Below are 12,754 nucleotides of genomic sequence, written 5' to 3' on the forward strand. Positions count from 1 at the left end.
TTGCGGGTACTGCTGATCAAGACTTCATCGCTGGGCGACGTGATTCATGCGTTGCCGGCGCTGACCGATGCTGCGCGGGCCATCCCCGGCATTACCTTCGACTGGGTGGTGGAAGAAGGCTTCGCCGAAATTCCCACCTGGCACCCGGCGGTGGGCAAGGTGATTCCGGTGGCTATCCGTCGCTGGCGCAAGAACATCTGGCAGACCATCAAGAGCGGCGAGTGGAAGCGTTTCAAGCAAAGCCTTCGTGCCACAAAATACGATCTGGTCATCGATGCCCAGGGTCTGCTCAAAAGCGCGTTGCTGACCCGCTACGTCAAGGCCCCGGTTGCTGGTCTCGACAAAGACTCCGCCCGTGAGCCGATTGCCGCGCGCTTCTATTCCCGACGTCTGGCCGTGGCCCGTGGGCAGCATGCGGTGGAGCGGGTGCGTCAGTTGTTCGCCGTGGCCCTGGGTTATGACCTGCCCAAAGGCCTGGGCGACTATGGCCTGAACGTCGAGCGGCTGGTGGAGCTGCCGCGCAAGAATCCGTACGTGCTGTTCCTGCACGGCACCACCTGGGACACCAAGCACTGGCCGGAAGCCTACTGGCGCGAGCTGGCCGAGCGTGTCGGTTACCTGGGGGTCGGGGTGAAACTGCCTTGGGGCAACGCGATCGAAAAGGCCCGCGCCGAACGCATCGCCAAGGACTTGAAGCACGTCGAAGTGCTGCCCAAGCTGAATCTGGCGGGTGTCGGCAAGGTGCTGGCCGGGGCTCAAGCCTGCGTGGCCGTGGACACCGGCCTCGGTCACCTGGCCGCGGCACTGGATGTGCCGACCCTGTCGCTGTTCGGCCCGACCAACCCCGGACTGACGGGTGCCTACGGCAAGTCGCAGATTCACCTGGCCAGCGATTTTCCCTGTGCGCCGTGCCTGCAAAAGAAATGCACCTATCAACCGACGGCCGAAGATGCCCGTCAGTTTGATCTGAAACGCGAGTGGCCACTGTGCTTCACGCGTCTGAACCCCGAGCGTGTCGCCAGCAGACTGAGCACGTTGTTACTGGCTGAGGAGCTGCGCTGATGCAATTGGCATTTGTCCTGTACAAATACTTTCCCTTTGGTGGCTTGCAGCGCGACTTCATGCGCATTGCCCTGGAGTGCCAGAGGCGCGGCCACCAGATTCGCGTCTACACGCTGATCTGGGAAGGCGACGTACCGCCAGGATTTGAAGTGCTGGTGGCACCGGTCAAGGCGTTCTTCAATCACCGGCGCAATGAAAAGCTCAGCGAATGGATGGAGGCTGACTTGGCCAAGCGCCCGGTGGATCGTCTGATCGGCTTCAACAAGATGCCCGGCCTGGATGTCTACTACGCCGCCGACGGTTGCTTCGAAGACAAGGCGCAGAACCTGCGCAACTCGCTGTACCGCCGCTGGGGCCGTTACCGTCACTTCGCCGAATACGAGCGCGCGGTGTTCGCCAAGGACGCCAAGACCGAAGTGTTGATGATTTCCGAAGTGCAGCAACCGCTGTTCATCAAGCATTACGGCACGCCGCTCAAACGCTTCCATCTGCTGCCGCCGGGCATCGCCCAGGACCGCCGCCGGCCCGCGGATGCGGACGAGATTCGTGCCGGGTTCCGCGCCGAATTCAACCTCAAGGACGATGAGTTGCTGTTGGTGCAAATCGGCTCGGGGTTCAAGACCAAGGGGGTCGATCGCAGCCTCAAGGCGTTGGCGGCACTGCCCGCCGAGCTGAAAAAACGCACTCGGCTGTTTGTAATCGGCCAGGACGACCCCAAATTATTCCAGATGCAGAGCGCCACATTGGGGCTTGGTGACAACGTGACGTTCCTCAAGGGGCGCAGTGATATCCCGCGTTTCCTGTTGGGCGCCGATCTGTTGATTCACCCGGCGTACAACGAAAACACCGGCACTGTGCTGCTTGAAGCGCTGGTGGCCGGGTTGCCAGTACTGGTGAGTGCGGTCTGTGGTTATGCCCATTACATTGCCGAGGCCGATGCAGGCCTGGTGTTGGACGAGCCGTTCGAGCAGGCACAATTGACGCAGTACCTGACCGGCATGTTGAACGACGTTCAAGCACGGGCGGCCTGGAGCCGCAACGGTCTGGCCTTCGCTGAAACGGCCGACCTCTATAGCATGCCGCAGCACGCGGCCGATGTGATTCTGGCGGAGCACGCTTAAATGAAGTTGATGCTGGCTGAACCGTTCAAGAGCCTCTGGGCCGGGCGCGACCCGTTCGCCGAAGTCGAGGGGCTCAAGGGCGAGGTGTACCGCGAACTTGAAGCTCGCCGCACCCTGCGCACCGAAGTGAACGGCAACGGATTCTTCGTCAAGATCCACCGTGGCATCGGCTGGGGCGAGATCTTCAAGAACCTGCTCACCGCCAAGTTACCGGTACTCGGTGCCGGCCAGGAGTGGAAAGCCATCCAGCGCCTGCAGGAAGTCGGCGTGCCGACCATGACGGCCGTCGCTTACGGCGAGAAGGGCAGTAATCCGGCGGATCAGCATTCGTTCATCGTCACTCAAGAGCTGGCGCCGACTATCAGTCTTGAAGACTTCAGCATCAACTGGGTCAAGCAGCCGCCGGAGCCAAAACTCAAGCGCGCGCTCATCGCCGAAGTTGCACGCATGACCGGCATGATGCATCGCGCCGGGGTCAATCATCGCGACTGCTATATCTGTCACTTCCTGCTGCATACCGATAAACCGGTGACTGCGAACGACTTCAAACTCTCGGTGATCGACCTGCACCGCGCCCAGACCCGTCCGACGATCACCCGGCGTTGGCGCAACAAGGATCTGGCGGCGCTGTATTTTTCGGCGTTGGATATCGGTTTGACCCGTCGCGACAAACTGCGCTTCCTCAAAGGATACTTCCAGAAGCCTCTGCGGCAGATTCTCGGTGAAGAAGCCGGGCTGCTCAATTGGCTCGAAGGCAAGGCCAACAAGCTCTACGATCGCAAGCAGCGATACGGGGACGCGCTCTGATGGCGGGTTGGACACTGGAGCCTGCTTACAGCGATCTGGCCGCAGATTTCGGCAGTCTTGATGCTGTGTTTGCATTAAAGGGCGAGCGACTGACCCACGACCCGCTGTCCGAGGTTATTCGCGTTCAGCGCAACGGCGTGAACTACTACGTCAAACGCTACGTGGGCGCCGGCAAAGGCTTGCGTCGCTACATCGGCAAGCCGCGGGTGAAAATGGAATGGCAAAACCTCAAGCGCTTTGCCAAGTGGGGCATTCCCACTGCCGAGGTGGTGGCCTGGGGGCTGGAGCGGCGAGGGGCAACCTATGATCGCGGGGCGATGATCACCCGTGAGTTGCCGCACACCGAAGACTTGTCGGCCCTGGCCGAGCGGCGCGACCCGAAGCTTGCGGACCGTGCCTGGGTCGATACCGTCAGTCGCCAGTTGGCCGACTATACCCGGACCATGCACGAACATCGCTTTACCCATAACGATTTGAAGTGGCGCAACTTGCTGATCGACGATCAGGCCAGGTTGTTCCTGATCGATTGCCCCAATGGCGATTTCTGGCGCGGCTTCTGGCTCAAGTATCGCATCACCAAGGACCTGGCGTGCCTGGACAAGGTCGCCAAGTATCAATTGTCGGCTACCCAGCGCCTGCGCTTTTACCTGCAATACCGCCAAACTGCCCGGCTGACAGTCGCCGATAAAAAACGGATCCGGCACGTGGTGAGATTTTTCGAGGGACGCGAATGACTGATTTCCTGGCTGCTGAAGACCGTGCGCTGCTCGAGCGTCACGGCCTCGGCACGTTCGACGCACTCTGGACCCGGCAGCTCGATGCCGTGGACGAACCCAACACCCTGCGCGGTGGCTGGAGCAGCGTGTTTCGGCTGGATCTGGAAGGTCACGGCTTCTACCTCAAGCGTCAGAGCAACTACCAGATGCACACCTTGCACGCGCCCTTTGGCGAGCCAAGTTTCGCCCGGGAGTTTCGCAACATCAGCCGCTATGAGGCGCTCGGTATTCCGGCGCTGAAGGCGGCGTTCTTCGGTGAACGCAAGGTCGACGGTGAAGTCCGGGCAATTTTGCTGACCCGTGCCCTGGACGGTTGGGATGATCTGGATTCGTTGCTGCAGCGCTGGTCGGACCTGAGCGAGGCGCAACACACCGCCATCCTGCAAGCCTGCGGGAAACTGGCGCAGCGTCTGCACGGCAAGCGTCAGGTGCACGGCTGTTTTTATCCCAAGCACATTTTTCTGTGCGCCACCGGCGATGGCTATCAGGCCCGGTTGATCGACCTGGAAAAGACCCGACCGTTGCTGCTGGGTCGGCGCGACCGGGTCAAGGATCTGGAGCCGCTGCTGCGTCGGGCGCCGGAGTGGAGCGAAGCGCAGTTGCGCATTTTGCTGGCCGCCTATCTGGATCAGACGCCAGACAGTTCGTTGATCGATAGCTGGTTGGCCCGTTTGACCTCGCGGCGCAGCTATAAGGAGAAGCGCTGATGCGTTTGTCGGAGTTGAAGAACGCTGGCCGCAGTCCGTCATTGCCGCTGAGTCTTGCCCTGGCTGACGCCGCGGGGCCTGCCGATTTGCAATTGCTGAGCCTGTTGCGGGTGCTGCCCGGGCAGCGTTATGTCGGTGCCGGTGTGTGGCGGGGGCGTCCGGTGCTGGCCAAATTGCTGGTCGGCAGCAAAGCGGCGCGACATTTCAAGCGCGAGCTGGACGGCGTGCGCCTGTTGGCGGCGCAAGGCTTGACCACTCCGCTGCTGTTGGCAGACGGTCTTAAGGACGGCGAGGGCGGCTGGTTGCTGTTCGAGTTTCTGGAAGGCGCTGCAAGCCTGGGCGATGACTGGAAGCAGGTCGAACACATGCCGGCGTTGGCCGATGAGCAATCGGCGGTTCTGGCCGAAGCCTTGGGCGCGATCGGTCAAATGCACCGCAGAGGCTTGTGGCAGGAAGATCTGCACCTGGACAACTTGCTGCGTCAGGGCAGTCGATTGTATTTGATCGATGGCGCCGGGATCTGCGCCGAAACACCTGGCCAGCCACTGTCGCGGCAGAAAGTCCTGGAAAACCTCGGGGTATTTTTCGCCCAGTTGCCCAAGACGCTGGAACCGTTCACCGAAGAGTTGCTGGTGTACTACCTGCTGAGCAATGGCGAGCATGCCTTGCCCATGGAGGCGCTGCAGAAGCAAGTCGACAAAGTGCGTAGCTGGCGTCTCAAGGATTTCCTGGCCAAGGTTGGCCGTGAGTGCACGTTGTTCAGTGTCCGGCGCGGCGCATTCGGATTACGGGCCATCCGTCGCGAGGAAGAAGCGGCGATGCTGCCGGTACTGGCGCAGGCCGATGCTTTGCTTGATCAGGGGCACTTGTACAAGACCGGCGGTGCGGCGAGCGTCGGCAAGGTCGAGGTGGATGGTCGCACGCTGGTGATCAAACGCTACAACATCAAGGGTTTTGCCCACTGGCTCAAACGCTTCTGGCGCCCCAGTCGCGCCTGGCACTCCTGGCGTGAGGGCAATCGCCTGGCGTTCCTCGGCATCGCAACACCCAAACCCCTGGCGTTGCTGGAGAAGCGTTTTCTCTGGCTGCGCAGCCGCGCCTACCTGATCACCGAGCATCTGTCGGGGCCGGACATCATCGAGCGCTTCGCCCCCTTTGTTGAAAGTGGTGATGCGCCCGAGGCTGAGTTGGCCGCGCTGGATCATCTGTTTGCCGAACTGATACGCGAGCGCATCAGTCATGGTGACTTCAAGGGGCACAACCTGTTCTGGCAGGATGATCGCTGGGCGCTGATCGATCTGGATTCGATGTGCCAGCACGGTTCGCTTGCCAGCTTCGCCCCGGCGTACGCGCGGGACCGGGCGCGGTTCATGCGCAACTGGCCGGAGGGCAGTGCGCTGTATCAGGTCATAGATCAGCGATTGCCCAAAGACATCTCCAGCGCTTCCTGAGTCGAACCTTCGGTCCTTTCGCGGGCTTGCTCGCGAAGGGGCCAAATCAGGCGCTCGAGATCAGGGGGCAAGTTCTTGTGATCCGTCCTACGCAATCTTCGGAAGTCATGAACTGTGACTTGATTGAGCACGATGCTAGTTTGCCTGACGTTCTCGGAGGGCAGGCTTTGACAATCAGAATGGCAGTCGCATCAAGCGCAATCTCACTGGCCTTGACCGGTTGCGGGACCGTTGCAACGGTGTTGCAGGATGATGCCGAAGCCGCCCAGGGGCTCCGCCGGCAAAAAACCTACTGTCAGTCAATCCCGCGGGTCTACAGCGGCCTGGCTTACGATTTTTGTGTACTGAACGCGCCGCCCGATCCCACGGGAATCCTCGTACCGCTCGTTTTGCTGGACCTGGCTTTGTCTGGCGGTCTGGATACCGTTGTCTTGCCGTACACGATTTACCGGCAGACCGTGGATGGCAACATCCTCATTTACTGGCGGCCCGCGCGCGGCTGGGGAGCCTCTTGAGGGGCGCGCGCTTTCTTGCCGTTTGCAGCTAGAGGCTTGCCGCTGCTTTTAAGCTATAATCCCGCCCTTTAGCTGCCTCGCGCTCCTTGCGAAGGCACATCATTTTTTGAGGCGCCACTGCGCCTGCATGCAGACTAAAGAGGCTAGACCCCTGTGGCATTGACGATTCTTGGCCTGTCCGGCGCCCTTAGCCATGATCCTTCCGCAGCCTTATACATCGACGGCAAGCTGGTCGCGGCGGCTGAGGAAGAGCGCTTCGTACGCGATAAACATGCAAAGAACCGCATGCCTTACGAATCGGCAAAGTTCTGCCTGGAACAGGCTGGTATCAAACCTTCCGACGTTGACGTGGTAGCGATCCCGTTCGCTCCGATCAGCCTGTTCGGCAAGGCGCGTTGGCACTACGCCAAGCGTTACTGGTACGCCCCGGACCGCGCCCTCGACGCGATCCTGATGGGCAATCGCCGCTACAAGCGCTATCGCAACAAGATTGTCTGGTGCCTCGAGCAACTGGGCTTCGATCCGAAGAAAATCAAGATCGAGCCGGTCGAGCATCACCTGGCCCACGCCTCCAGCGCCTACCACTGCTCCGGTTTCAAAGAGAAAACCGCGATCCTCGGGATCGACGGCAAGGGTGAGTACGCCACGACCTTCTTCGGTTACGGTGAAAACGGCAAGATCCACAAGATCAAGGAGTTCTTTGATCCTGACTCCCTGGGCGGCCTCTACGGCGCGATCACCGAGTTCCTCGGTTTCGAGATGCTCGACGGTGAGTTCAAGGTCATGGGCATGGCGCCGTACGGCGACGCCAGCAAATACGATTTCTCGCGTCTGGCCTCGTTCGAAAATGGTGAGTTGGTGATCAACACCGATTACGCCAACGTCATCGGCCTGCGCCGCTATAAAGAGAAGGGCAAGGGTTTCTACTTTTCGCCGAAGTTGATCGAATGGCTGGGCCCGAAGCGCGAAGGCGACATCGCCGACGAGCCTTACATCCACTACGCCGCGAGCATGCAAGCGCTGTTCGAGAAACTGGCGTTGCAGATGATCGACCATTACCTGGGCGATGTGCTCAAGGAAACCGGCAAGCTGGCCTTCGCTGGCGGCTGTGCGTTGAACGTCAAGCTGAACCAGAAAATCATCGCCCGCGACGATATCAAGGAACTGTTCGTACAGCCTGCATCCGGCGATGCCGGTACCGCAGTCGGCGCCGCTGCCTATGTATCCCACGCCCGTGGCGTACCGGTCGAGAAAATGGAGCACGTCTACCTCGGCCCCTCGTACAGCAACGAAGACGTGATCGCTGCCTGTGCCCGTCATGCGAACAAGCCAGCGTGGCGCAAGCTCGACAACATGCCGGAGCAGATCGCCAGGATCATGGTCGACGGCAATCCGGTGGCCTGGTTCCAGGGCCGCATGGAGTTCGGTCCGCGCGCATTGGGCGGTCGTTCGATCATTGGTTGCCCGAGCGTGGCCGGCGTGGCCGATCGCATCAACCACCAGATCAAGTTCCGCGAGCGCTGGAGGCCTTTCTGCCCGTCGATGCTCGACACCGTCGCGCCTCAAATGATCAAGATCGATCACCCGGCTCCCTTCATGACCTTCACCTTCGAAGTGGCTGAGGAGTGGAAAACCCGCGTGCCGGAAGTCGTGCACGAAGACGGTACTTCCCGCGCCCAGGTGCTCAAGCGCGAATACAACCCGCGCTACTACGACATGATGAAGGCGCTGGAAGTACTGACCGGCAACGGTGTGTCGCTCAACACCTCGCTCAACCGTCGTGGCGAGCCGATGATCTGCTCACCGACGGACGCCTTGAACATGTTCTTCGGTTCGGATCTACAGTATCTGATCATGGAAGACATCCTGGTGGTCAAAGAGGGCGCGAACGCATATGACACGCTCGGCTGAACGCCATGTGCTGCAGTTCTGCCACGGCTATGATGGCCCGTTTCTGGACTGCGCCCGGCAGTACGCCAGCCTGTTCGCGGGGACCGGCTATCGCGTGACCACGGTTTTTCTGACCGGGGTCGCCGATGCCGAAGTTGCCGCGGGGTGCGCCTCCGATGAAGTGTTGTTCATGGAGTACAGCTCCAGGGCCATTCGTGGCTTGAAGCTGGGTGCCATCGGCGATCTGCGCAAGATCGCCGCTTCGCGCAATTTCAGTTTCTGCATCGCTCATCGCTTCAAGCCGATCTATATCGCCTTGCTCGGCACCTCGTTGCCGGTGATTGGCGTGCATCACGCGTTTGACGATTACAAACGTGGCTCGCGCAAACTGTTCGCGCATATTTTCCGCAAGCGTCTGAGCCTGCTCGGGGTGTCCGATGCGGTGCGCGATGACATGCGCAGTTGCCTGCCGAAATGGCCAGCGGCACGGATACGAACCCTCTATAACCGCATCGATGTGCAGGCCTTGCAGGACAGTCAAGTGCCGGCGAGCGAGGCGCGAGAAGTGCTCGGTCTGGCGGCGGATGCCTGGATTGTCGGCAACGTCGGGCGACTGCATCCGGACAAGGACCAGGCCACGCTGTTGGACGGTTTTGCTGCGGCGCTGCCGGGCTTGCCGGCCAACAGTCAGTTGGTGATCCTCGGCAGCGGTCGTCTGGAGGAAGATCTCAAAGCCCAGGCCCGCGAGCTGGGGATTGGCGACCGCGTACTGTTCCTCGGCCAGGTGCCCGAGGCGCGACGTTATTTCCGTGCCTTCGACGTGTTTGCCCTGAGTTCCGATCACGAACCGTTCGGCATGGTGCTGCTCGAAGCCATGGCTGCCGGCGTACCGTTGCTCGCCACCGCGTGTGGCGGGGCGAAGGAAGTGGTCGAAGGCGTGGGCATCCTGTTCCCGCTGGGCGATGCCGAACACCTGGCGCAAGGGCTGCAACATCTGGCCGCGATGGACGAAGGTCAACGTCACCAATGCGCCGAACTGATGCTCGACCGCTTGCGCGAACGTTTCTCCGACCGCGCGGTACGCGATGCTTTCTGGCATTTGCCACACGTTATCGAACTGGCACCGAGGGGCTGATGCTCAACCGATTTCAAGGCTGGCGCGAACGTGGCTGGTCGGTAGCCGACGCCTCTACATATGCCGAAACCTGGCAGCGTTATGGTGGCAGCGTCGCGACTCATCCGATGGTGGTCGAGCGGCTGGCGCAGCTGGCCGATATTCCGGTTCGTTACCTGGCCTGGGAGCAAAATGGCGAAATCAAGGCGGCGATTCCGACATGGGGTCGTGACCTTGCATTGTCCAAGGACGTACTCAAACGCAGCGGAAAGAAAGGCCTGTTCGACCTTGGCAATGCCGAGATCATCTTGCCCGCCGCTGAAGATGCACAGGCTCCCCTGCGTCATCGCGGTCGTTATTTGTCGGCGCTGAACGAAAGCCGTTTTACCGGCATCAAGTTGCAGGCCGAACAACTGGCCATGGCCCGCACACCTGAAGAGTTGTCGAAGAAGTTTCGTTACAACCAGCGCCGCGAGCTCAGGCTGCTGGAGGAGGCGGGTGGCGTAGTACGGCCGGTCGGCGAATTTACCAGTGGTGAACTGGCCGCCATTTATTGCGATCTGTTCCAGCGGCGCTGGGGTTTCCCGGCCACAGGAGCTGAACGCATGGCCGACGTCATCGAGCTGTTGCGCGAGTTGCTGATTGGCTCGGTGATTTTCCTCAATGATGCGCCGATTGCGATCCAGCTGGTGTACCGCGTCGAGACGCCGCAGTGGATCAGCGTCGAATACATCAATGGCGGCGTCGACCCTGAAACCCGCGAATTCAGCCCCGGCAGCGTGCTGAGTTTTCTCAACACCCAAAGCGCCTGGGAGCATGCCCGGGCGCTGGACAAGCCCTTGCGTTTTTCCTTCGGTCGCGCCGACCGGGAATACAAGGATCGCTGGTGCAACCCTGTGCCGGTCTACACCGTGTGAGTCAGCCCATGAGCCGCAAGCAGCAATTGCTCAAGCGTCATCGCCGCAACAAGCGCATCGGTCTGCTGATCGCACTGGGGCTGTTGGTTGTATGTGGTGCAGTGGTGGCCTGGTGGCTGCCGCTGGTGCTCGCGGCTCTGGGGTGGATTGCCCATGAGGCCTGGTTTGCCGATCACCTGTTCTATTCGCCCCAAGACGATTATCAATACAGTTTCCCGCCCTACACGCCGCAACCCAAGGTTCATCTGAGTGGCGATCGCCTGCGGCTGGACGATGGCGTCATGCTGGTCGATGACGCGACGCTGGTGTTGGCGCTGCGCGTCAAAAGTACGTGGTTGGGGCGATTCATTGATCCGGTCGTCGAGCTGTCCGGCGGTGATAACCCGGATCGACAAACCTTCGAACGTGGCGTGAACGGCTTGCGTTACCTCAACCTCAGCGGTCAGGCACAGGTGTTGTCGCGCGGGGAATTGCGCCTGCGTGGGCGTTTCTGCCGGCTGTGGGGCGAACCGGTGCTGTGGGCATTCGAGCATCCGGATTACAGTCGTCAGCGGGTGATGGTCATTGCACCCCATGCCGATGACGCGGAACTGGCTGCCTTCGGGTTGTACAGTCGTGCCAGTCAAAGCTGGATCGTGACCGTCACGGCCGGTGAAATCGAAGCCGAGCACTATCAGCGGATGGGGCTTGAAGGCGTCGAGGCGTCACGGTTGAAGGGGGCACTTCGCGCCTGGGATAGTGTCAGTGTGCCGTTGTGGGGCGGTGTTCCTCAGGAACGTTGCATCCAGCTGGGTTATTTCTGCCTGCAATTGCCTGCGATGCAGAGCGCGCCGGCCGAAGCCGTGGCGTCCCGTGAGGCCCATCTGGGTGATACCCGGTATTTCCGCAAGTTCAATCCATTTACGTTGGGCAGTGATGTCGACGGAGTGCCATCCTGGAACAATCTGCTGGCCGATTTGCGTGAGCTGATCGAGCGCATCCAGCCCCAGGTCATTGTTTTGCCACATCCGCACTTCGATCCGCATCCGGACCATCTATGCTCACAGCAGGCGGTGATGCAAGCGCTGCTCGGCACAGCCTGGCAGCCAGAAATCCTGTTGCATTACGCCAATCATTTGCACGACAACGATCGCTGGCCAATGGGCGACGCAGGCACGGGTGTCGCGCTGCCACCGCAGTTCGATGCTGTCGAGCCCTTGCGGCCATGGACGCCTTTTCTGTCGACCGAAGTGCAGTGGCACAAAGCCATGTCTTTGGGCATGATGCACGACCTTCAGCCCCGGCTGCCCCTCAAACGCCTTCTTCGCCGGGCCATTCAACGGTGTCTCGCAGGCCGACGCTGGCCAGCTTTTGGTGAAAACGAATTTTTCCGTAAAACAGTGCGACGCCACGAGTTGTTCTGGGTCCAAGAGTTGACTGGCAAGAGAGAGCCCAATTGAAAGTTCTGTTTCTGGTGCAGAAAGAGCAACGAGCGATCCTCGATCGACTGTATGACGGTATTGCCGAGCAGTGCGACTGCGACAAGCGTGAGCTGACCAGTGCCGAGCAGGACGACTTGCGGGGTTATTTCCGCAAACATGTCGATGTGACCCTCTATGACCGGATCGTGTTTTTCCTGCGCTTCAAAAAAGAAATCAGACAGGTGCGGTTCATACAGACGCTGCCCAATCTGGTTATTCTGGAGCACGATGCCTATCAGAATTACATCCCGTGCAAATACACCGGCAAATTCAGTGCGCATTACCGTAAATTGCCGTGGGCACGGGTGATCAGCTCGGGGTTTATGGTCAGCCAGCGTTTGCGTGACGAGGGCTTTGACGCGCATTTCGTGCCCAAAGGCTACGACCAGGCGCTGCTGCAAAACCGTCAGCGCGAACGGGATATCGAATTGGGTTTCGTCGGCAGTCTCAACAGCGTTGCTTATGCTGGACGCAAGGAGATGCTCGAGTCCGTTGCCGAAGTCGAAAACCTGTTGATCACGCGCACCAAGTCGGGCGAGGAATACTGTGAAACGCTGAGCCGGATCCGTTACTTCGTTAGTGCCGATGTGGGTATGGGCGAGTACATGATCAAGAATTTCGAGGCCATGGCCTGTGGTTGTGTGCTGTTCGCCTACGATCAAGGGGAAGAAGAGAATCGCGCCTTGGGTTTCGTCGACATGCACAACGTTGTGCTCTATCGAACCCGCGACGAACTTCGGGAAAAACTGGCCGTGCTGCGCGAGTCTGCGCAACTGACCGAGGCCATTTCATTGGCCGGACAAACGCTGGTAGAGCAGCGTTATACCTTCCGTGCGGTGGGGCATGCGATTGTCGAGGCGATGCGTGCACCATTGCGCGAGCGGGCTCCACTGAGCTGGAAAGAAAAATTACGCGTGTCGCTAGGGCTGTGAGG

12 protein-coding genes are annotated in these 12,754 nt (G+C 60.2%); all 12 read left to right on the plus strand.

Translation table 11 applies throughout. The features are described from left to right. Complete coding sequence (gene waaC, locus AC07ZE_RS02975) at positions 1–1,062, plus strand: lipopolysaccharide heptosyltransferase I (protein WP_137804179.1); 1,062 nt, start codon at positions 1–3, stop codon at positions 1,060–1,062. After that, positions 1,062–2,183, plus strand: a complete 1,122-nt coding sequence (locus AC07ZE_RS02980; RefSeq protein WP_207261101.1) for a glycosyltransferase family 4 protein — start codon at positions 1,062–1,064, stop codon at positions 2,181–2,183. Before waaC ends, AC07ZE_RS02980 begins: the two co-directional genes overlap by 1 nt. Next, positions 2,184–2,990 carry a lipopolysaccharide core heptose(I) kinase RfaP gene (rfaP, locus tag AC07ZE_RS02985; protein WP_207261103.1) on the plus strand — a complete coding sequence of 269 codons (807 nt, stop codon included), beginning with the start codon at positions 2,184–2,186 and terminating at the stop codon, positions 2,988–2,990. It abuts the gene before it with no gap. Then, the gene (locus AC07ZE_RS02990; protein ID WP_207261105.1) at positions 2,990–3,724 is read left to right on the plus strand and encodes a lipopolysaccharide kinase InaA family protein; all 735 of its coding nucleotides are present in this window, start codon (positions 2,990–2,992) and stop codon (positions 3,722–3,724) included. The genes rfaP and AC07ZE_RS02990 overlap by 1 nt, the downstream gene beginning before the upstream one ends. Continuing rightward, the gene (locus tag AC07ZE_RS02995) at positions 3,721–4,473 is read left to right on the plus strand and encodes a lipopolysaccharide kinase InaA family protein (RefSeq protein ID WP_207261107.1); all 753 of its coding nucleotides are present in this window, start codon (positions 3,721–3,723) and stop codon (positions 4,471–4,473) included. Before AC07ZE_RS02990 ends, AC07ZE_RS02995 begins: the two co-directional genes overlap by 4 nt. Continuing rightward, positions 4,473–5,924: a lipopolysaccharide kinase InaA family protein gene (locus AC07ZE_RS03000; RefSeq protein WP_207261117.1), complete on the plus strand. Its 1,452-nt coding sequence runs from the start codon at positions 4,473–4,475 to the stop codon at positions 5,922–5,924. The genes AC07ZE_RS02995 and AC07ZE_RS03000 overlap by 1 nt, the downstream gene beginning before the upstream one ends. Positions 5,925–6,091: 167 nt before the next feature. Next, entirely contained in the window at positions 6,092–6,439 is a 348-nt protein-coding gene (locus tag AC07ZE_RS03005) for a YceK/YidQ family lipoprotein (RefSeq protein WP_207267753.1), read from the plus strand. Between the two features lie 153 nt (positions 6,440–6,592). After that, positions 6,593–8,350, plus strand: a complete 1,758-nt coding sequence (locus AC07ZE_RS03010) for a carbamoyltransferase family protein (RefSeq protein ID WP_207261119.1) — start codon at positions 6,593–6,595, stop codon at positions 8,348–8,350. Continuing rightward, positions 8,334–9,464 (plus strand): glycosyltransferase, encoded by a 1,131-nt coding sequence (locus tag AC07ZE_RS03015; RefSeq protein ID WP_207261121.1) that lies wholly within the window; start codon positions 8,334–8,336, stop codon positions 9,462–9,464. The genes AC07ZE_RS03010 and AC07ZE_RS03015 overlap by 17 nt, the downstream gene beginning before the upstream one ends. Next, positions 9,464–10,360 carry an antimicrobial resistance protein Mig-14 gene (locus AC07ZE_RS03020; protein ID WP_207261123.1) on the plus strand — a complete coding sequence of 299 codons (897 nt, stop codon included), beginning with the start codon at positions 9,464–9,466 and terminating at the stop codon, positions 10,358–10,360. The genes AC07ZE_RS03015 and AC07ZE_RS03020 overlap by 1 nt, the downstream gene beginning before the upstream one ends. Before the next feature lie 8 nt (positions 10,361–10,368). Beyond that, the gene (locus tag AC07ZE_RS03025; RefSeq protein WP_207261125.1) at positions 10,369–11,799 is read left to right on the plus strand and encodes a PIG-L deacetylase family protein; all 1,431 of its coding nucleotides are present in this window, start codon (positions 10,369–10,371) and stop codon (positions 11,797–11,799) included. Further along, positions 11,796–12,752, plus strand: a complete 957-nt coding sequence (locus tag AC07ZE_RS03030) for a glycosyltransferase family protein (RefSeq protein ID WP_207261127.1) — start codon at positions 11,796–11,798, stop codon at positions 12,750–12,752. The genes AC07ZE_RS03025 and AC07ZE_RS03030 overlap by 4 nt, the downstream gene beginning before the upstream one ends. Positions 12,753–12,754: the final 2 nt, after the last annotated feature.

This window comes from Pseudomonas sp. GW101-3H06, from assembly GCF_059424605.1.

Excerpts from the sequence above, each read along its gene's own strand:
- AC07ZE_RS02980 (WP_207261101.1), top strand. The coding sequence starts at position 1,062 with ATGCAATTGGCATTTGTCCTGTACAAATACTTTCCCTTTGGTGGCTTG.
- rfaP (WP_207261103.1), top strand. The coding sequence starts at position 2,184 with ATGAAGTTGATGCTGGCTGAACCGTTCAAGAGCCTCTGGGCCGGGCGC.
- AC07ZE_RS02990 (WP_207261105.1), top strand. The coding sequence starts at position 2,990 with ATGGCGGGTTGGACACTGGAGCCTGCTTACAGCGATCTGGCCGCAGAT.
- AC07ZE_RS02995 (WP_207261107.1), top strand. The coding sequence starts at position 3,721 with ATGACTGATTTCCTGGCTGCTGAAGACCGTGCGCTGCTCGAGCGTCAC.
- AC07ZE_RS03000 (WP_207261117.1), top strand. The coding sequence starts at position 4,473 with ATGCGTTTGTCGGAGTTGAAGAACGCTGGCCGCAGTCCGTCATTGCCG.
- AC07ZE_RS03015 (WP_207261121.1), top strand. The coding sequence starts at position 8,334 with ATGACACGCTCGGCTGAACGCCATGTGCTGCAGTTCTGCCACGGCTAT.
- AC07ZE_RS03020 (WP_207261123.1), top strand. The coding sequence starts at position 9,464 with ATGCTCAACCGATTTCAAGGCTGGCGCGAACGTGGCTGGTCGGTAGCC.
- AC07ZE_RS03025 (WP_207261125.1), top strand. The coding sequence starts at position 10,369 with ATGAGCCGCAAGCAGCAATTGCTCAAGCGTCATCGCCGCAACAAGCGC.